The organism is Luteimonas sp. WGS1318, assembly GCF_043187535.1.
Classification (GTDB): Bacteria; Pseudomonadota; Gammaproteobacteria; order Xanthomonadales; family Xanthomonadaceae; genus Luteimonas.
The window spans coordinates 245,719-264,878 of sequence record NZ_CP171131.1; the positions used below are offsets into that span (position 1 = coordinate 245,719).

A 19,160-nucleotide genomic window follows, 5' to 3' on the forward strand; every position below is an offset into this window, starting at 1 on the left:
GGCGCGGACTCAGCGCAGCAGCGCGTGTCCGGGAACGACGAGTTCGGTCGACAGCGCGAGGTGATCGGAGAACGCCGCGGGCAACGCCTGCGTGTTCGCGCACTGCAGGTTGCCGGTGACCAGGATGTGGTCGATCGCGCGCTGCGGACGCCAGCTCGGGAAGGTGTGCACCGCGCACTCCGGCGGCTGCAGGCCGGTGCCGCGGTAGAGCACGTCCATCTCGGCGCAGTCGGAGGTGCAGTTGAAGTCGCCCATCAGCACCGCGTTCGGATGGTCCGACAGCACCTCGGCAATGAACGACAGCTGCGAGCGCCGGGACTGCGCGCCCAGCGACAGGTGCGCGACCGCGACAGTGAGTCCGGCATCGCCCTCGCCGAAGCGGCTGATCAGCACCCCACGTCCGCCGATACGGCCGGGCAGGGCATGGTTGATGACCTCGATCGGTTCGAGCCGGCTCAGCAGGCCGTTGGCGCTGGAGGCGACCGCGCCGACGCGCCGGTTGGGCTGGTGGCTCCAGTATTCGAAGCCGCCGCGTTCGGCGAGATAGTGGGTCTGGTTGGTGAAGCCCGAACGCAGGCTGCCCGGGTCCGCCTCCTGCAGGCCGACGATGTCGTGGCGGCCCGCGAGCGCGGCGATCGCGTCGAGCGCGGTGCGCTTGCCGGTCGGCAGCACGTGCGACCAGCTGCGCGTGGCGTAATCGCTGTAGCGGCGCGTGCTCGAGCCGGCCTGGATGTTCGCGCTGAGCAGCTTCAGCCGCCGCGCGCCATCGGCCGCGGCGGTGGGGGAGGGGGACGCGTTCACGACCGGGCGCTTACTGCGCCGCGCGCTCCATCGCGACCAGATGGTCGGTGATGCGCAGCAGGTCCTCCAGCGAGCGGCCGCCGATCACGCGGTACTTGCCGTTGACGACGATCGTCGGCGTCGCGTCGACACCGCTGCGGGTCGCGAACTGGCGCGCACGGCCGAGGTTGGCGTTGACGGCGAAGCTCTGCATCGTGCTGCGCAGGCGATCGGCGTCGACGCCCAGGCCGCCGTAGAACGCGACGATGCTCTCGGCATCGGCGTTCTGGCGCAGCTTGCGCTCGATGTGGATGGCGTTGAACGTCGCCGCGTGGGTGCGCTCCAGCGTGCCCATCGCCTGCGAGGCGTAGAACGCGCGCGGGAACTGGTCGCGGTCGTCGAACACCGCGGGCACCGGCACGAAGCTCACGTCGGACGGCAGGCGGGCCTTCCAGGCGCTGACCAGCGGCTCGAACGCCGCGCAGTGGCCGCACCAGTAGGCGAACACCTCGGCGACCTCGATGCTGGCGGCCTGGGCGAAGGGCTGGCCGTTCTCGATCACCACGTAGTCGGTGCCGGCCACCGGCGCCGGGCCTTCGGGCGCACGCACCGGGGCGTTGGCGGTGGCGGGCGACGTGGCCTCGCCTGCGGCGGCGCCGGTTTCGGGTGCGGTGCCGCCGGGCGCGGTGGTGGCGTCGCCGGGGCTGGCGGCGGCCGGCGAGACCTGCTCGGTGCCGGTGGCCGCGGCGTCCGGCGACGCCGCCGGCGCGGCGGCGGTGTCGGGCTGCTGGGTGCAGGCCGCGAGCAGGACGGGAGCGAGCAGCAGGAGCAGGGAGCGACGGACGGTCATGGGCGTTCTCTCGTGGATGGGGTGCAGGCCGGCAAGCGGCGTGGAGTCCGCGCTGTGGAGTCAGCGCTCGGCACGTTCGCGGGCGATCAACTGGTCGGCGATCGCGAGCGTGTCTTCCAGCGACCGCGCCGTCACCCGGTAGCGGCCGTTGATGATGAGCGTGGGCGTGCCCTGCACGCCACTGCGCATCGCGAACGCATGTGCGGCGTTCAGTTTTTTGTCGGTCGCGGCGCTGGTCATCGCGGCGCGGAACGCGGACTGCGAGACCGCGCCCTGTTCGGCGTAGAAGCCCGCGATCGCGTCGATGCCGGCGCCGCTGCGCGGCAACCGCGAGCGCTCGTGGACGGCGGAGAACACCGCGTGGTGGGTCTTGGCCTGGAGCCCGAGCGCCTCGGCGGCGAAGAACCCGCGGGCGAAGGTGTCATTGGCCGAGAACGCCGCCGGCACGTAGGTCACCCGGACGTCCTCGGACTGCGCACGCGTCCAGGCGTCCATCAGCCGCTGGAAGTGGAAGCAATGCACGCAGCCGTAGGAGAAGACCTCGACGACCTCGATCCGGCCCTGCAGCGGCTGCCACGGCTGGCCATCGGGGATGACGGCGTAGTCGAGGTTCTCGACCGGCGCATGGTCCTGGGCGTTCGCAGGCAGCAGCGCGGCCAAGGCGAGCAGCGCGGCGCCGAGGGCGACACGCACGCGGCTGGACACGGTGACCAGCATCCGCACGGATCCCAGCACGGGTCGGCGGCTGCGAACCCCGGCGCGGCGTGTGGGGATCACTGGACCTCAGGCGCCGGCGCGGCCTCGAGCGCCTCGTCGGCCGTCGCGTCGGTCGCCGGCACCGGCTGTTCCTGGGGCGGCGTGGCCGGCGTGGGCATGGCGGCGGCCTGCGCTTCGATCGCGGCGAGCATCGCCGGGTCGGGCCTTGCGTGCAGGCCCTGCATGTAGCTGGCCAGCGCTTCGATCTCCTCGTCGGTCAGCGACTTGGCGACCGAGGCCATGACGTTGAACAGATGCTTGTCGGCCTCGAGGGTCTCGCCCTCGCGATAGGCGTACAGGCGCGCCGAGCTGTACCAGGCCTGCTGGCCGGCGACGTGCGGATACGCCGGCCCCGGGTTGCCGCCACCGGCTGGGCCGTGGCAGGCCATGCACGCCGGAATGCCACGGTCGGCATTGCCGGTGCGGAACAGGGTCTGGCCGATCTCGTAGAACTTCTGGCCCTCGTAGGGACCGGCCTCGACCACGGCGTCGTCGGCGATGCCGGCGCCGCTGGTCTGCTGGGCGAAGTGCGCGCCGAGGTCGCGCATGTCCTGGGCGCTGAGCGGCAGCGCGAACGGCTGCATCAGCGGGCTCAGGCGCTCGCCACTCTTGAACAGCGCGAGCTGGTGAGCGACGTAGCGCTCGCTCTGGCCGGCGATGCGCGGATACAGCGTGGGGTCGATGTCGGCGTTGCCGTCGAGGCCGTGGCAGGCCGCGCAGGCGCCGGCCAGCTGGGCGCCCTTCTGCGGATCCCCCGGCTGCGCCTTGGCCAGCGCGGCGACCGAATTGGCGTCGAGCGCCGCGGTTTCCACGGGCGGCGCATCCGGCAGCGGCTGGACGGTGGACTGGGCGAACGCGACAGCACCGACCACGAGGACGGCAAGACCGGCGATACCAAAGGCGCGAGCGTGGCGCATTGCTGGGCTCCGAGATCTTCGACGCGGCGACCGGACGTTACCGGGCCACGAGTCCCGAAAGTATGTGTGGCGGGGTCGGGCCGGTCAAACGGCGTCCGGGCGCGGCGGCGCCGACCGTGCCAAGCTATTGCGATGTCGAATCCATTTGCCCGCGCCAAATACCTGTTGGCCGCCCACACCCCGCAGCAGCTGCCCCCCGACGGCGGCTTCGAGGTCGCGTTCGCCGGACGCTCCAATGCCGGCAAGTCCAGCGCGCTGAACGCGCTGTGCCAGCAGAACGCGCTCGCGCGCGTTTCCAAGACTCCGGGCCGCACCCAGCAGCTGGTGTTCTTCGATTTCCCGCCGCACGACAACCGGTATCTGGTGGACCTGCCCGGCTACGGCTATGCCAAGGTGCCGCGCAACCTCAAAGCCCACTGGCAGGCGTTCCTGGCCCAGTACTTCCGCGAACGCGAGGCGCTCAAGGGGCTGGTGGTGGTGATGGACATCCGCCACCCGCTGAAGGACTACGACCGGCAGATGATCGCGTTCGCGGTCGAACACGGCATGCCGGCGCACGTGCTGCTGACCAAGGCGGACAAGCTCGGCCGCGGCGCGGCAGGCAACACGCTGCAGGCGGTGCGCAAGGAACTGCTGGCGCTGCACGGCGACAAGGTCAGCGTGCAGACCTTCTCCGGCGAGACCAACATCGGCATCGACGAGGCGCGTGGCGTGATCGCGCGCTGGCTGGAGATCGGCCCCCGGTCCTGAGCGACCCGGCCGGGTCACCGGATGCGCTCAGAGCGCGACGTGGAACAGCCGGCCGATCACGCTGGCGGCGGCCATCGCCAGCGCACCCCAGAACGCCACCCGCAGCGCGCCACGCAGCACCGGCGCGCCGCCGGCCCATGCGGCCAGGGCGCCCGAGGCCAGCAGCGCGACCAGCGTGGTGGCGATGATCACCTGCTCCGCACTGCCCGACGGCGTCCACAGCGCGGCCAGCATCGGCAGCGCGGCACCGACACAGAACGCGGCCGCCGATGCCCCGGCCGCCTGCAGCGGGCGCGCGGACACGGTGTGGCTGAAACCGAGTTCGTCACGGGCATGGGCGCCCAGCGCGTCGTGCGCGGTCAACTGCACCGCGACCTGACGTGCCAGCGCCGCATCGAGGCCGCGGGCGCGGTAGATGCCGGCCAGTTCCTCGAGTTCCTGATCCGGGGTGTCGCGCAGTTCGGCGCGCTCGGTCGCCAGGTCCGCACGCTCGGTGTCGAGCTGCGAGCGCACCGAGACGTATTCGCCGGCCGCCATCGACATCGCGCCGGCCACGGTGCCGGCCACGCCGGTCAGCAGCACGGTCGCATGCGGGCTGCCGGCGGCGGCCACACCGACCACCAGGCCCGAGATCGAGACGATGCCGTCGTTGGCGCCGAGTACCGCCGCGCGCAGCCAGCCGACCCGGTCGCCGCGGTGATGCTCGGGATGCAGGCGGCGGCGCGCGAATGGGGTGACGGCCATCGCCCGAGCATACGCCGTGACGGATCGGGAACACTGCGACACCGTCAGCGGGGCCGACATCCACGGGCGGGCCGCTTATAGTGCCGGCCTGCGGGCCTGGCCCGAGCGCGAGTCCGGAACCTTGTCCAGCCCCAGCCACGTCGCCGATACCCCGATCACCGACCGCGCGACGCTCGTCGAGGTCCTCGCCTCCGGCGAGAAGCCGCGCGCCGACTGGCGCATCGGCACCGAGCACGAGAAGTTCGGCTTCCGCCTCGACGACCTGCGCCCGCCCACGTTCGACGGCGACCGCGGCATCGAGGCGCTGCTGCGCGGGCTCACGCGCTTCGGCTGGGAAGCCGTCGACGAAGGTGGCCGCACGATCGCGCTGCTCAAGGACGGCGCCTCGGTGACCCTGGAGCCGGCCGGCCAGCTCGAACTCTCCGGCGCGCCGCTGGAAACGATCCACGACACCTGCAGCGAGGTCGGCGCGCACCTGTTCGAGGTCAAGAGCGTCGCCGACGAACTGCGCCTCGGCTTCCTCGGCATGGGCTTCCAGCCCAAGTGGCGGCGCGACGAGATGCCGTGGATGCCCAAGGGCCGCTACAAGATCATGCGCGAGTACATGCCCAAGGTCGGCGGTCTCGGCCTCGACATGATGACGCGCACCTGCACGGTGCAGGTCAATCTCGACTACGCGTCCGAAGCGGACATGGTGAAGAAGTTCCGCGTGTCGCTGGCGCTGCAGCCGATCGCCACCGCGCTGTTCGCCGATTCGCCGTTCACCGAAGGCACGCCCAACGGGTATCTGAGCTACCGCTCGCACATCTGGACCGACACCGACGCCGACCGCACCGGCATGCTCGATTTCGTGTTCGAGGACGGCTTCGGCTACGAGCGCTACGTCGACTACCTGCTCGATGTGCCGATGTACTTCTCCTACCGCGACGGCGTCTACCACGACGCCGCCGGCCAGAGCTTCCGCGACTTCATGCGCGGCGCGCTGCCGGCGCTGCCGGGCCAGTTGCCGAGCTTGCGCGACTGGAACGACCACATGACCACCGCCTTCCCGGAAGTGCGGCTGAAGAAATATCTGGAAATGCGCGGCGCCGATGGCGGTCCCTGGAACCGGCTGTGCGCGCTGCCGGCGTTCTTTACCGGCCTGCTGTACGACGACGCCGCGCTCGACGCCGCATGGGATCTGGTGCGCGACTTCACGATGGCCGAACGCAATGCGCTGCGCGACGACGTGCCGAAGCTCGCACTCAGGACGCCGTTCCGCGACGGCACCCTGCGCGACCTGGCGATCGAAGCGTTGAAGATCGCCGCCGGTGGCCTGCGGCGCCGTGCCCGGCTCAACTCGAGCGGTCAGGACGAGCGCGTGTTCCTCGACACGCTGATCGAGATTGCCGAATCCGGGCAGACGCCGGCCGAGCGCAAGCTCGAACTGTTCCACGGCCCCTGGCAGGGCGACATCGACCGCGTGTTCCGCGAGTTCGCGTACTGACCCTCCGCCCGCGCCGGCAGGTGCGCCTTGCGCGCACCTGCCCGTGTGCTTACATGCGGCGTGCTTCGAGGATGTGGCCGTCGGCCACCAGCTGCGGCAGTTCGCGGCGGTAGATCTCGATCTTCTCGGCCTCGTCCCAGGTGATGTCCGCCTGGTCGCCGCGCAGCTCGTTGATCGCGCCGCGTGCCTTCGGCCACGCGCTGTTCTCGGTATTGAGCGTGACCCGCTCATCGTCGACCGCGATCACCCGCATCAGGCCGAACGCGGCCTCGCCATTGTCGGTGCCGGCGAAATCCACGCCGGAGAAGTGGGTCAGTTCGGCGGCGTAGACGTCACCGACCTGCGGCGCGGCGAGCACGGGATCGAGTGCGGTCGCGCTGGCGGCCTGCGGGGTGTCGCTGCCGGGCGTCGAGGCGCCCTGGCCCGAGCAGGCCGCGAGGCCGGTTGCGAGCGTCAACGCCGCGAGCGTCGATCCGATGAGCGAGATACCGCGTCGATTCCGCATGTCCGTGTCCCTGTGCGTGTCTGGAGGAAGCCGGCATCCCGCATCGGGCCCGGCGGATCGGAGCATGGAGCACGGCGCATTCATCGACAAGATGTCGGCCTGCCGGCGCGCGCTCCGGCTGACCGGCGCGGCCCGGCCGCGACGCGAAACCGACCAGGCGCTGCGCTACCCTGAGGCGATGAAGCCGATCTCCGACACGCCGCTGCGCGACCACCTCGAATTCGCCGATAACGATGTCCTGCTGCGCGACGATGTCCGTCGGCTCGGCGCGATGGTCGGCCAGATGCTCGCCGAACAGGGCTCCCAGCAACTGCTCGACGAAGTGGAAGCGGTGCGCCGTGCCTCGATCGAGCGCCGCGAGGCCGGCCGCCCGGTCGATGCCCTGGCCGACACCCTGGCGGCCATTCCGACCGACGACGCCGAAGCCCTGGTGCGCGCGTTCGCCGCGTATTTCGGCGCGATCAACCTGGCCGAGCGCGTGCACCGCATCCGCCGCCGCCGCGACTACCAGCGCACCGGCGATGCGCCGCAGCCCGGTGGGCTGGAAGCGGTGTTCCGCACGCTGAAGGACGATGGCGTGACGCTCGACGCGCTGCAGGGCTGCCTCGCCCGGCTGCACATCGAGCCGGTGTTCACCGCGCATCCCACCGAGGCCATCCGCCGTGTGCTGCTCGAGAAGGAGCGCACGATCGTCGAGCGGTTGATGGCCGACATCGATCGCGAGCGCACGCCGACCGAGCGCCGCGCCGACGACGCGCGCATCGTGCTGGCGCTGACCTCGGCCTGGCAGACCTCCGAGGCACCGGCGCGCAAGCCGACCGTCGGCGACGAGGTCGAACACGTCGGCTATTACCTGTCGAACGTGCTCTACCGCGTGCTGCCGGTGTTCTACGAGGCGCTGGGCGACGCGATCGAAAACGTCTACGGCGTGCGACCGGCGCTGCCGCAGGTGCTGCGCTTCGGCACCTGGGTCGGCGGCGACATGGACGGCAATCCCAACGTCAATGCCGACACCATGCGCGCCGCGCTCGGCGCCCAGCGCGCCCAGGCGCTGGCCCAGTACCGGCGGGACCTGCGGTCACTCGGCAACGTGCTGACCCAGACCCTGGGCCGTGCCGGGATCGACGAGGCGGTGCTCGCCCGCGTCGACGACTACCGGCGCAGCGTGCCGGGTGCGGACGCGGCGCTCAATCCGCGGCATGCCGACATGCCCTACCGGCGCCTGCTCGACCTGATGCAGGCGCGCCTGGCGGCGACCGATGCCGACCATCGCGCGGGTTACGCCGACGCCGACGGTTTCGTCGACGACCTGCGCCTGATCGAGAACAGCCTGCGCGCGAACCGTGGGGAGAATGCCGGGCTGTTCGCGCTCGAGCGTCTGCTGTGGCGCGCGCGCACGTTCGGCTTCCATCTCGCCGCACTGGACCTGCGCCAGGATTCGGCCGTGCACGACGAGGTGCTCGGCCATCTCGACGGCAGCGACTGGGCGGCGCGCGATGTCGAGGCGCGGGTGACGCGCCTGCACGCGATGCTCGACGCGCCGCCCAAGCCCGGCGATGCGGTGTCGCACGACACCGTCGCCTCGACGCTCGGCGTGTTCCGCGCCGTCGTCGACCTGCGCCGCAGCCATGGCGCCGCGGCGACCGGGCTCTACATCATCTCCATGGCGCGCAGCGCCGCCGATGCGCTGGCGGTGCTGGCGCTGGCGCGCATCGCCGACTGCACCGTCGACGGCGAGGTGCCGCTCGACGTCGCGCCGCTGTTCGAAACCGTCGACGATCTGGACGCCGCGCCGGCGGTGATGCGCCAGCTGTTCGACGATCCGCGCTACCGCCGTCACCTCGCCGCGCGCGGCGACCGGCAGACGGTGATGCTCGGCTATTCCGACAGCGCCAAGGACGGCGGTCTGCTGGCCTCGCGCTGGGCGCTGCAGCGCACCCAGGTCGAACTGACCGCGCTGGCCCAGGCGGCCGGCGTGCGCATCATGTTCTTCCACGGCCGCGGTGGCTCGGTGAGCCGCGGTGGCGGCAAGACCGAGCGCGCGGTGATCGCCGCGCCGCGCGGCTCGGTCGACGGCAGCCTGCGGGTCACCGAGCAGGGCGAAGTCATCCATCGCAAGTACGGCATCCGCGCGCTGGCGCTGCGCAATCTCGAGCAGTCGACGGCGGCGGTGGTGCGCGCGACGCTGCGTCCGCGTCCGACCGATCCGCGCGAAGCCGGCTGGCGCGAGATGGCGGCCGAGCTGGCCGACATCTCGCGCGCCCATTACCGCGCGCTGGTGCACGAACGCGTCGATTTTCCCGACTATTTCCGTGCCGCGACGCCGATCGACGTCATCGAGCGGCTGCAGATCGGCTCGCGGCCGTCGCGTCGCCGCGATGGCGGCATCGCCAACCTGCGCGCGATTCCCTGGGTGTTCGCCTGGGCCCAGAACCGCTCCGGCCTGACCGGCTGGTACGGCATCGGCACGGCCCTGCAGCACGGCATCCGCCGCTACGGCCAGCAGGCCATGACCGAGATGGTGCGTGACTGGCCGTTCGCGCGCGCCGCGCTCGACGATGTCGAGATGCTGCTGGCCAAGACCGACATCGCGATCTTCGAGCGCTATTCGCAGCTTGCCGGCGACGCCCACGCGGCGTTCTTCCCGGGCATCCTCGACGAGTGCCTGCGCACTCGCGATGCGATCCTGCTGCTCAAGGGCCAGGACGTGCTGCTGGCCGACGACTACCGTCTGCAGCTGTCGATCCGGCTGCGCAATCCCTACGTCGATCCGATCAGCCTGCTGCAGGTCGAGCTGCTGCGGCGCTGGCGCGAGAGCGGGCGCGAGGACGACACCCTGCTGCGCGCGCTGGTGTCGACGGTCAACGGCATTGCCGCGGGCATCCAGAACACCGGTTGAGGCGGTGAACCGGCGCGGTTTGCCGTGCCGGGCTCAGACTGCGCGCCGCCCCGCCGGAATCCACCGATGCGATTGATCGCCGAACTGGTCCACCCCGCGCTCACCACGCGAACCGGGCGCGTGCTGCGCCGCCACGCCGCGCGGGCCATCGTCCAGCGCGGGCGCTCGCTGCTGTTGCTCTACACCGAACGCTACGACGATTTCAGCTTTCCCGGCGGCGGCATCGCCGACGGCGAGGACCCCGTGGCCGCGCTGCAGCGCGAGCTGGCCGAGGAGACCGGCGCCACCCGCATCCGCGGGCTGCGCGACTACGGGCGCGTCGAGGAGTACCGCCCCGACCGTTCGCCCGACCACGATCTCATGCACATGACCTCGCGTTTCTACGTGTGTGCCATCGACGCCGAGCTCGGCGCAACGCAACTCGAACACTACGAGCAGGCCAACGGCATGCGCCCGGTATGGATGGACGTCGAGGCCGCGATCGCCCACAACCGGGCGGTGCTGCAGCGCGCGGATGCGCGCATGGGCCTGTCGATCCATCGCGAGACCTACATGCTCGCGCATGTGGCGGCGGAAGCCGGTCCGCCTGCCGACGGCCGTTAGCGCAACGCGCGCGGGAACAGGCGCACACTCGCGTCCTGTCCCCTGCCGGAGCCCGCCATGACCACCGACGATCTCGTGCTGTACACCAACCCGATGTCACGCGGCCGCATCGCGCGCTGGATGCTCGAGGAGGTCGGTCGTCCCTACCGCGTGGAGCTCCTGGGCTACGGCGGCACGATGAAATCGGACGCGTTCCTGGCCCTCAACCCGATGGGCAAGGTGCCGACGCTGGTGCACGGCGGCGCGGTGGTGACGGAAGCCGCGGCGATCTGCGCGTACCTGGCGGAGACTTTCCCCGACGCGGGATTGCGACCGGACGACACCCCGCACGCGCGCGCGGCCTATTTTCGCTGGCTGTTCTTCGCCGCCGGCCCGGTCGAAGCGGCGGTGACCGCGAAATCGCTCGGCCTGCTGGCGCCGACGGAGCGGGCGCAGATGGTCGGCTACGGCAGCTTCGACCAGACGATCGATGCCCTGGAGCGCGCGGTCGCCGGTGCGGCGCCGTGGATCACCGGCGCGCGGTTCACCGCGGCCGATGTCTATGTCGGTGCGCAGGTGGCCTGGGGCCTGATGTTCAAATCGATGCCCGCGCGTCCGGTGTTCGTCGACTACGTCGAACGGCTGAAGGCGCGTCCGGCTTGGCAGCGTGCGAACCAGCTCGACGACGCGGCGATGCCGCCGCCTGCCGGCTGAGTCCAGCAGGGGGGCGCGCGGCCTGGGCCCCTGGCGTCCGTGCATCCCACTGCGCAGGCACCGGGGCAGCGATCGTCCAGCGCATCGTGCGCGCGACGCAGAGCGCGTTCCCGATGTTGCGGCGCGCGCGTGGCGCGCATGGCGAAGTCTGCACCCAAGCCCAAAGTAGGTGCACCGGCAGCGGTGTAGTTTGTACTCGGTTGGGTTGAGGTGGGCGCGATCTGTGATTCTGCAAAGCCATAGTTCGCGTTGCCGCCTGCCCTTCGTCCTTCCGACGCGCCATCGTCTGCTCATGAAATCGGCTCGAGGGGGACGGGACGACGAGGTGAGGCCAGGCAAGGTTCGCAACTGACAAACTCATATCAAGCGACAGTCTCGTTTGCCGGTCCCGCTGCCTAGTCGCTCCAGCTGAAGCTGATCAGCGCTGAAAATGATCAGTCGATGTCCGCTCTCGACCCTTAGCGGTCATTACGGCCTCCACCAAAGGTTGCTGGCCGGCACCCACTGCGCCTGGAGGTCGGCCGGAAGCAGGTGTGGGCTGTAATCAACGTGACGGTAGCGGGCCATGACATTCCCCTGCCGTGATGGATCGGGTGTAGCAGCATGGGCGGACATCTTCTTCAGCTTCGTTCGGCGCAATTCGCCCAATTTAGTCGGCCCTGGGAGATCTGCCAGCGCTCAGCCAAAGAAAGCTGCTTAGCCGGCGCGGCTGTGAGGTAGATTGACGGCATCCCAGTATTCCGGGTCTTGTCGATGCCGGCGGCCGCAGCGACGCGCTCATGGCGCTAAATCCGCCCGCGCACCACCACGCCGACAGGCGCAAAAACACGGCGCTAATGCCGCAACGCGGCATCACCCACGCTACCGGCTTCGGGCCTGTTCAGTCTCCGCCCCGGCCGCTGCGAGCGCCGGCGGGCGCTGGCGAATGCCGCCGTAGCTCAATCGCCGCCACAGCCACTCCACCGGGCCGATGCTGAAGCGCGCCAACCACCAGCGGCTGCTGATCACCTGCATGGCGAACAGCAGCACGCCCAGCGCCAGCGCCAGGTCGAGCGGCATCCGCCCGTACTGGCCCAGACCGAAGCCGTAGAAGATCCATGTGCAGACCAGCGACTGCAGCAGGTATTGGGTCAGCGCCATGCGACCGAGCGGCGCGAACACACCCAGCCACACGCGCCAGCGCGATCGCTGCAGCAGCAACAGGATGCCGGCCGCGTAGCCCAGAGTCAGCGCGAACTTGGCGAAGAAGAATGTCGCCTTGATCAAGACCCGCAGCGGCTGCAGTGCAAGCTGATTCACCCAGGCATGCAGCGCCTCCTGCGGCACTGCGTTGGCCACCAGCCCGAGGCTGAAGCAGAGCACGAAGACCTGTCGGAGTCGGCGCCGATGCGCGTCCGGCGCCGAAAGCCATCCGGACTTCCAGGCCGCAACGCCGACGATGAAGAACGGCGCCAGGATGACCAAGCGATTGGCGATTCGCATCGGGCCGATCACATGCAGCGTTTCCCACCATCGGTATTGCAGGGCGTCGAGCCACCCACCTTGCCCGTAGTGCTCGAGACCAAGGGTATAGATTTGCGCCGGCGGCAGATCCGTTGCAAGCGCCAGCATCGGCCCGGCAATCACCGCCGAGACGATCAGCACCACCGGGATCGCCCATAGCACCCGGCCGGCCGACAGCCGCAGGAAGGGCAGAACCATCAAGCTGATCAGTGCGTAGTCGAGCAGGATGTCGACGTTCCACAACAAGAACGTGTGCGCGCTGCCCAGCAGGGCGAGCACCGCGCTGCGACGCAGCGCAAACGGCCAGGGCGACTGACCCTTGTCGGACGCACGATCGGCCTGGATGGCGAGCCCGGCACCGAACAGGATCGACAGCAGCGCCGCCGCCTTGTTCTCCAACAGCACCCTGACGAGGTCGCCGGCCAGGCCACCGAAGTCTCCCAGCGGATAGGCGACCCCGGCTTGCCGTGCCAAATCGGCACCGCAGAAGTAACCGATGTTGACCAGCAGCACGCCGAACAAGGCCAGACCGCGCAGCACATCCAACTGCAACAACCGTTCGCTGCGAGCGACCGGGTCTGGCGACACAACTTTCGCAGGCATAACTGCTCTCTCAGTAAGACATTGACTCAGTTCGCCGGCGCGATGCCGAGCACCCGTGCCGCCATGTTTTTCGCCCGCGTGGCGGGGGTGGGGGTTCCTTCGCGAACCGCGGTGACCACGGCCCCATCGAACAGCAGCATGAGATCGCCGGCTGCGCTTTCGTCCAGCCCGGCCGCTCGCAACAAACGGGCGAAGTAGGCCTCGAAGCGGTGCTTGTGCGCAGCCGCAGCCCGATGCAGTGCGTGGCTGGGCGGCGGCGTCTCGGCGATGGTGTTGAGGAAGGCGCAACCACGGTAGTCGGGGCTGGCCAGGCGCATTGCCAAGGCGTCGAACACTGCCAGCGGCCGCAGATTTGCATCGGGCGCCAAGCGCTCGACCTCCTGCTCGAACCAGGCGCAGAGTCGTTCGTCGCGCCGCTCCAGCACTGCCAACGCCAGACCTTCCTTCGACCGAAAGTGCCGATAGAAGCTCATGCGGGCGACGTCCGCGGTGCTGATGATGGCGTCCACGCCGACCGCCTGAATCCCCTGCCGATAGAACAGATTGGTGGCGACATCCAGGATGCGCTCGCGAACCTTGCTCATGATCACTCCGGCGGTGGATTCGCCGCCGATGATATAGACCGATCGGTATCATTTCTAGTCGAGCGTAGGCCCACGACATCGCCGGGAGCAGGCGTGGCTTCGCGTTTGGCTTGGCTGGCCCAGCGCCTGAACTCAGGCGGGTGCCGTGCTGGCGGCAAAGGTCCAGGCCCTGGCGTGAATCGTGCTGATCCTGGCCATTACGGAGTACCCGGGGCCGGGGCAAACGTTCGATCGATGTGCGACCCCTCTTAGTGGCCGGAAGGGATGCTCAGGTCGCGAAGCGATCAGTAGGAACCTCCTGAAGTTCCTTCTTTCGGGCGAGGTCTCGCAGCACTTTCTGAACTTCTTCTTGCCGGAACCCGTCGACGCGGATGTCGTGAATCCCTGATTCCGGTCGTCTGCCCCGTAACCGAAGTGGGGTTAAGCGCCCTGCCCGAGGCATTGGCTCGCATTGAGGCCGATTCCGGCCGTCACCAACGTCTGTACCGGCTTAATTGACCAAAGTTTGTACATCGGACACAAACTTTGCCGTTGCCCCCAAAGTCCCGCGTGAAGCACGCCGCGACGACCCGCCTGCTATACTCCCCCAGAGTATCCAGATACGGCGGGCCCCGATGCCGCATTCGCCCGAAGAAAAAAAGCGTGTCCTCGCCCGCGTGCGGCGCATGCGGGGTCAGCTCGACGCACTCGAACGTGCGCTCGAAGCCGGGGCCGACTGCGCGCCGGTGCTGCAGCAGCTGGCCGCGCTGCGCGGTGCGGTCAACGGCTTGATGTCGGGCGTGCTCGAAAGCCATCTGCGCGAAACGCTGGGGCCGGACGACGCCACGCCGACCGCGCGCCAGGCCGGCATCGACGATGCCGTCGCGCTGGTCCGGTCCTATCTCAGATAACCCGTCGGCCCATCGCGCCGCGCCACCCATCCTCACGGAGCCGCCCATGAAATCACGTGCCGCCGTCGCCTTCGCCGCTGGCGAACCCCTGAAGATCGTCGAGATCGACGTCGCCCCGCCGCAGGCCGGCGAAGTGCTGGTCAAGATCACCCACACCGGCGTCTGCCACACCGACGCGTTCACGCTGTCGGGTGACGATCCGGAAGGCATCTTCCCGAGCGTGCTCGGCCACGAAGGCGCGGGCATCGTGGTCGAAGTGGGCGAGGGCGTGACCTCGCTCGCGCCCGGCGACCACGTCATTCCGCTGTACACGGCCGAATGCCGCGAGTGCAAGTTCTGCCTGTCGGGCAAGACCAACCTGTGCCAGAAAGTGCGCGCCACCCAGGGCAAGGGCCTGATGCCGGACGGCACCACGCGCTTCTCCTACAACGGCGAGCCGATCTACCACTACATGGGCTGCAGCACCTTCAGCGAATACACCGTGGTCAACGAGATCTCGCTGGCGAAGATCAACCCCGAGGCGAACCCGGAGCAGGTCTGCCTGCTCGGCTGCGGCGTCACCACCGGCATCGGCGCGGTGCACAACACGGCCAAGGTCAAGGCCGGCGACACGGTCGCGGTGTTCGGGCTCGGCGGCATTGGCCTGGCGGTGATCCAGGGCGCGGTGCAGGCCGGCGCCAGCCGCATCCTCGCCATCGACACCAACCCCGGCAAGTTCGAACTCGCCACCTCGATGGGCGCGACCGACTGCATCAATCCGAAGGACCATGAGAAGCCGATCCAGGAGGTCATCGTCGAGATGACCGACGGCGGCGTCGACTTCTCGTTCGAATGCATCGGCAACGTCAACGTGATGCGCGCCGCGCTCGAGTGCTGCCACAAGGGCTGGGGCGAGAGCGTCATCATCGGCGTGGCCGGGGCCGGCCAGGAGATCAGCACGCGGCCGTTCCAGCTGGTGACCGGGCGCGTCTGGCGCGGCTCCGCGTTCGGCGGGGTCAAGGGTCGTACGCAGCTGCCGGGCATGGTCGAGGACGCGATGGCGGGCCGCATCGATCTCGAACCCTTCGTCACCCACACGATGGGACTGGACGACATCAACGAGGCCTTCGACCTGATGCATGCCGGCAAGTCGATCCGCACCGTGGTGCACTTCTGATGACGGCCTTCATGGACAAAGCCGCACTCGAAGCGGCGATCGAACAGCTCGACCTCGCGCCGGAATCGCGCGACGCGGTGGCGCGCCTCGACGACCGGGACCTGATGCAGATCGACCAGGCCATCCTCTCCGCGCTCGGACGCGAATGGCAGAAGGCCGGCTTCATCGCGTCGGGCGTGATGATCGCCGCGCCCGACGAATACGAGGACGTGCCGGAGGTCGTCTACGCATTGCGCATCCGCGCGCTGGTGCAGGCTTCGCGCATCGGAGGCAAGGGCGATCCGGCCGCGCTGAAGACCTACGAGATCCGCCTCCCCGCCACGCAGCAGGTCCACTGACGTGGCGCTCGAACGCATCGAACACCGCGCCTGCTTCGGCGGCTGGCAGGACGTCTACGAACATGCATCCACGGCGCTCGGCTGCACGATGCGCTTCGCGGTGTATCTGCCGCCGCAGGCAGACAAGGCGAAGCTGCCGGTGCTGTACTGGCTGTCGGGCCTGACCTGCAACGAGCAGAACTTCATCACCAAGGCCGGTGCGCAGCGCTATGCGGCCGAGCACGGGGTGATTCTGGTCGCGCCGGATACCAGCCCGCGCGGTGACGACGTGGCCGATGCCGACGGCTACGACCTCGGCAAGGGCGCCGGCTTCTACGTCGATGCGACGCAGGCGCCGTGGGCCGCGCACTACCGCATGTACGACTACGTGGTGAACGAGCTGCCCGCACTGATCGAGGCGACGTTCGCGGTCACCGGTGCGCGCGCGATCAGCGGGCACTCGATGGGCGGACACGGCGCGCTGGTGATCGCACTGCGCAATCCAGGCCGCTATCGCAGCGTGTCGGCGTTCTCGCCGATCGTCGCGCCCAGCCAGGTGCCATGGGGCGAGAAGGCCCTCGGCGCCTATCTCGGCGACGACCGTGCGGCGTGGGCGCAGTACGACGCCACCGCGCTGGTGGAGACCGCGACCGAGCGCCTGCCGCTGCTGATCGACCAGGGCGATGCCGACGAGTTCCTCGACGGGCAGCTCAAGCCGCATCTGCTGCAGGCAGCGTGCGAGGCGGCCGGCCATCCGATCGACCTGCGCGTGCAGCCCGGCTACGACCACAGCTACTACTTCATCCAGAGCTTCATCGGCGACCACATCGCGCATCACGCGAAGGCGCTGCGCGGCTGACGCGGGGCGGCAGGGGCGCGCACGTCACGTGCCGTCCCCATGAGCCCGTTCGCCGCGGGACCGACCGCCGCGTGCGCGGCCGCGTGCTAGCGTCGCCGCGTGCCCCCGCGAGGTCCTCGCCATGACGCTGCTCCGGATCCTGATGCTGGTCTGTCTGGCCCTGTCGGTCGTGCCGGTCACCGCGGCGACGCCGGTCTGGGGCGCGCCGCAGTCGAGCGCGGTCGACACGCCGCTCGCGCAGCTGCGCCCGGGTGAGTGGATCTGGGCCGGGGACGACCCGGCCCTGGGGCCGATGGTGGTCGTGGTCAGCCTCGACGAGCAGCGCGCCTACGTCTACCGCAACGGCCTGCGGATCGCGGTGACCACGGTCAGCAGCGGCAAACCGGGACATGCGACGCCGACCGGCGTGTTCACGATCCTGCAGAAGGACCGCGACCACCACTCGAACCGCTACAACAACGCACCGATGCCCTACCAGGAGCGGCTCACCTGGGACGGCATCGCGTTGCACGCCGGTGGACTGCCCGGCTATCCGGAATCGCACGGCTGCGTGCACCTGCCGACCGAATTCGCGCGGCGCCTGTTCGCCGCGACCACGCTGGGCATGACCGTCGTCATCGCCGAAGCCGGGCACGCCCAGGCCGACCTGGTGCACCCGGGCCTGCTCGCCCCGGTGGATCCGGGCAGTGGCGCCTCGATGCCCGCGCTGCCGCTCGACGACGGCCAGCCGTGGCGCTGGACCGGCGACGCGGCGACCAGCGGGCCGGTGTCGCTGGTGCTCAGCCGCAGCGACCAGCGCCTGATCGCGCTCGAGGAGGGGCGCGAGATCGGCCGCGCGCGCATCGTCGTGCCGCCCTCGGCCACGCCGCGTGGCACCCACGTCTACGTCATGGGTGCGGGCACGATGCCGGAGCACGTCGACGGCGTGTCCGATGGAAACATGCCGCGGTGGCAGGCGATCGCGGTGCCCGGCCACGAGGCCGACGCCGGGCAGCCGCTGGATCCAGCGCTGCTCGCCGGGGTGCAGGTCCCGCCGGCCTTCGTCGACGCGCTGTTGCCGCGCCTGCGCCCGGGCACCGTACTCGTCGCCACCGACGCCCACGTGCTGCCTGAAACCACCGGTCGCGGACAGCGCGTGTTCGACGCCCTGCCGCCCGACCCGTGAGCACTCAATCGCGCAGCAGCACGTCCGTGTAGGCGAAGCGCGCCTCGCGCAGTACGGTCTCGCCGCGGACCACGTCCAGCGGCTGCGCGAACATCGGCCCGGCGTGCACGCAGGTGTGGAACTCGCCGTGCTCGCCGCAGGGGTCGATGCCGGCGGGCAGCCCCGCCAGCAGTGCGGCGTCGAAATCGCGGCCGGCGAATTCGGCATCAAGCTGTCGGGTGTCCACGCAGCACACGATCGCGCGCAGTCCGCCGGCCTGCATCGTGTGCGCGAGTGCGGCGGTGTCGGCGTCGAACAACGGAAACAGTGCGGACCAGCCCAGGCGCGTGCATAGCGCTTCGCGCCAGGCGCGGATGTCGGCCAGGAACAGGTCGCCGAACGCGATCGTCGACAGCCCCGGCCAGCGCTGCTGCGCGCGCTGCAACGCATCGGCGAATGCGGCCTCGTAGCCGGCGTTGTCGACCGCGGCCGGAATCCGCGCCTCGATCACCGGCAGGCCGGTGGCGCGTGCCTGCGCATGCAGCACGTCGACGCGGATGCCCTGCATCGAGATGCGCTCGTAGCCGGCGGTGATCGTCGTCACCAGGCCGACGACGTCGACGTCGGCCTGGGTACGCAGCGTGTGCAGGGCCCAGGCCGCGTCCTTGCCGCCGCTCCACGACAGCAGCACCGGCGTACGGGACATCGGTGTCGGTGCGGTCAGGCGGCGCGCACGTCGCGCAGTTCCCAGGCGCCGCCCGCGAGCAGGCGCAGGCGGTGCTTGAGCACCGTGCTCGAGATCGAGGTGTCGACGGTCAGGTCGATGCCGAGGTCGCGCTGTTCGCCGGTGACCTGGGCTGCGGGATCGACGATGCCGAGAGCCGGGTCCACCTCGTCCGGATCGGGCTGCGCATCGCGCCAGCGCGCGAACAGCGCCTCGCCGCGCAAGGCGGCCTGCACTTCCTCGGCGATGCCGTCCGGGCCCTGCGCGCGCAGCGCGTAGTCGCCGGAGGCGCGGGCCTTGTCGGTGTCGGGAATGCGGATCAGGTAACGGGTGCTCATACGCGTGTCGTCGATGCGATCGAAGCCGCCAGCCTAGCAATCCGGTGCGTTAGAAATCC

20 protein-coding genes are annotated in these 19,160 nt (G+C 69.8%); 10 read left to right on the forward strand and 10 right to left on the reverse strand.

Annotated elements, in window-relative coordinates; translation table 11 throughout:
* Positions 1 to 9: 9 nt before the first annotated feature.
* The 4 genes from ACF3M1_RS01065 to ACF3M1_RS01080 are packed head-to-tail and all read right to left on the reverse strand — an operon-like array spanning position 10 to position 3,303.
* A complete protein-coding gene (locus ACF3M1_RS01065) occupies positions 10 to 801 on the reverse strand; it encodes an endonuclease/exonuclease/phosphatase family protein (RefSeq protein WP_394003103.1) in 792 nt (263 codons plus the stop codon).
* Positions 802 to 811: 10 nt separating this feature from the next.
* A complete protein-coding gene (locus tag ACF3M1_RS01070) occupies positions 812 to 1,630 on the reverse strand; it encodes a thiol:disulfide interchange protein DsbA/DsbL (RefSeq protein WP_394003105.1) in 819 nt (272 codons plus the stop codon).
* Between the two features lie 60 nt (positions 1,631 to 1,690).
* Positions 1,691 to 2,347 (reverse strand): thiol:disulfide interchange protein DsbA/DsbL, encoded by a 657-nt coding sequence (locus ACF3M1_RS01075; protein ID WP_394003107.1) that lies wholly within the window; start codon positions 2,345 to 2,347, stop codon positions 1,691 to 1,693.
* A 56-nt stretch (positions 2,348 to 2,403) separates the two neighbouring features.
* The gene (locus ACF3M1_RS01080; RefSeq protein ID WP_394003109.1) at positions 2,404 to 3,303 is read right to left on the reverse strand and encodes a c-type cytochrome; all 900 of its coding nucleotides are present in this window, start codon (positions 3,301 to 3,303) and stop codon (positions 2,404 to 2,406) included.
* 132 nt (positions 3,304 to 3,435) lie between these two features.
* On the opposite strand from ACF3M1_RS01080, the gene yihA reads away from it, so the two are divergent.
* A complete protein-coding gene (gene yihA, locus ACF3M1_RS01085; RefSeq protein ID WP_394003111.1) occupies positions 3,436 to 4,053 on the forward strand; it encodes a ribosome biogenesis GTP-binding protein YihA/YsxC in 618 nt (205 codons plus the stop codon).
* A gap of 27 nt (positions 4,054 to 4,080) precedes the next feature.
* Here the strand turns inward: yihA and ACF3M1_RS01090 are convergent, their stop codons facing one another.
* Positions 4,081 to 4,797: a VIT family protein gene (locus tag ACF3M1_RS01090; protein WP_394003113.1), complete on the reverse strand. Its 717-nt coding sequence runs from the start codon at positions 4,795 to 4,797 to the stop codon at positions 4,081 to 4,083.
* A gap of 88 nt (positions 4,798 to 4,885) precedes the next feature.
* Here ACF3M1_RS01090 and ACF3M1_RS01095 point away from each other — a divergent pair, with 88 nt between their 5' ends.
* Complete coding sequence (locus ACF3M1_RS01095; protein ID WP_394005143.1) at positions 4,886 to 6,283, forward strand: glutamate--cysteine ligase; 1,398 nt, start codon at positions 4,886 to 4,888, stop codon at positions 6,281 to 6,283.
* A gap of 49 nt (positions 6,284 to 6,332) precedes the next feature.
* On the opposite strand, the gene ACF3M1_RS01100 is transcribed toward ACF3M1_RS01095, so the two are convergent.
* Complete coding sequence (locus tag ACF3M1_RS01100) at positions 6,333 to 6,788, reverse strand: hypothetical protein (RefSeq protein WP_394003115.1); 456 nt, start codon at positions 6,786 to 6,788, stop codon at positions 6,333 to 6,335.
* Positions 6,789 to 6,852: 64 nt separating this feature from the next.
* On the opposite strand from ACF3M1_RS01100, the gene ppc reads away from it, so the two are divergent.
* The 3 genes from ppc (at position 6,853) to ACF3M1_RS01115 (ending at position 10,983) form a co-directional block, all read left to right on the forward strand.
* Complete coding sequence (gene ppc, locus ACF3M1_RS01105) at positions 6,853 to 9,687, forward strand: phosphoenolpyruvate carboxylase (protein ID WP_394003117.1); 2,835 nt, start codon at positions 6,853 to 6,855, stop codon at positions 9,685 to 9,687.
* 66 nt (positions 9,688 to 9,753) lie between these two features.
* Positions 9,754 to 10,290, forward strand: coding sequence for an NUDIX hydrolase (locus ACF3M1_RS01110; RefSeq protein ID WP_394003119.1), 537 nt, complete (start codon positions 9,754 to 9,756; stop codon positions 10,288 to 10,290).
* Between the two features lie 57 nt (positions 10,291 to 10,347).
* Positions 10,348 to 10,983 carry a glutathione S-transferase family protein gene (locus tag ACF3M1_RS01115; protein WP_394003121.1) on the forward strand — a complete coding sequence of 212 codons (636 nt, stop codon included), beginning with the start codon at positions 10,348 to 10,350 and terminating at the stop codon, positions 10,981 to 10,983.
* 861 nt (positions 10,984 to 11,844) lie between these two features.
* Here the strand turns inward: ACF3M1_RS01115 and ACF3M1_RS01120 are convergent.
* Positions 11,845 to 13,089: a DUF418 domain-containing protein gene (locus tag ACF3M1_RS01120; RefSeq protein ID WP_394003122.1), complete on the reverse strand. Its 1,245-nt coding sequence runs from the start codon at positions 13,087 to 13,089 to the stop codon at positions 11,845 to 11,847.
* Between the two features lie 26 nt (positions 13,090 to 13,115).
* The gene (locus tag ACF3M1_RS01125) at positions 13,116 to 13,673 is read right to left on the reverse strand and encodes a TetR/AcrR family transcriptional regulator (RefSeq protein WP_394003124.1); all 558 of its coding nucleotides are present in this window, start codon (positions 13,671 to 13,673) and stop codon (positions 13,116 to 13,118) included.
* Between the two features lie 614 nt (positions 13,674 to 14,287).
* Between ACF3M1_RS01125 and frmR the strand changes: the two genes are divergently transcribed.
* The 5 genes from frmR (at position 14,288) to ACF3M1_RS01150 (ending at position 18,060) form a co-directional block, all read left to right on the forward strand.
* Complete coding sequence (frmR, locus tag ACF3M1_RS01130; protein ID WP_394003126.1) at positions 14,288 to 14,563, forward strand: formaldehyde-responsive transcriptional repressor FrmR; 276 nt, start codon at positions 14,288 to 14,290, stop codon at positions 14,561 to 14,563.
* Between the two features lie 46 nt (positions 14,564 to 14,609).
* Entirely contained in the window at positions 14,610 to 15,719 is a 1,110-nt protein-coding gene (locus ACF3M1_RS01135) for an S-(hydroxymethyl)glutathione dehydrogenase/class III alcohol dehydrogenase (protein ID WP_394003128.1), read from the forward strand.
* Positions 15,719 to 16,057 (forward strand): hypothetical protein, encoded by a 339-nt coding sequence (locus tag ACF3M1_RS01140; protein ID WP_394003129.1) that lies wholly within the window; start codon positions 15,719 to 15,721, stop codon positions 16,055 to 16,057. Before ACF3M1_RS01135 ends, ACF3M1_RS01140 begins: the two co-directional genes overlap by 1 nt.
* Before the next feature lies 1 nt (position 16,058).
* Positions 16,059 to 16,895: an S-formylglutathione hydrolase gene (gene fghA / locus ACF3M1_RS01145; RefSeq protein WP_394003131.1), complete on the forward strand. Its 837-nt coding sequence runs from the start codon at positions 16,059 to 16,061 to the stop codon at positions 16,893 to 16,895.
* Positions 16,896 to 17,016: 121 nt separating this feature from the next.
* Entirely contained in the window at positions 17,017 to 18,060 is a 1,044-nt protein-coding gene (locus ACF3M1_RS01150) for a L,D-transpeptidase (protein ID WP_394003133.1), read from the forward strand.
* 4 nt (positions 18,061 to 18,064) lie between these two features.
* On the opposite strand, the gene ACF3M1_RS01155 is transcribed toward ACF3M1_RS01150, so the two are convergent.
* Both ACF3M1_RS01155 and ACF3M1_RS01160 read right to left on the reverse strand, forming a co-directional pair.
* The gene (locus ACF3M1_RS01155) at positions 18,065 to 18,745 is read right to left on the reverse strand and encodes an ATP-binding protein (protein WP_394003134.1); all 681 of its coding nucleotides are present in this window, start codon (positions 18,743 to 18,745) and stop codon (positions 18,065 to 18,067) included.
* Between the two features lie 14 nt (positions 18,746 to 18,759).
* The gene (locus ACF3M1_RS01160) at positions 18,760 to 19,101 is read right to left on the reverse strand and encodes a hypothetical protein (protein ID WP_394003136.1); all 342 of its coding nucleotides are present in this window, start codon (positions 19,099 to 19,101) and stop codon (positions 18,760 to 18,762) included.
* Between the last annotated feature and the right edge of the window lie 59 nt (positions 19,102 to 19,160).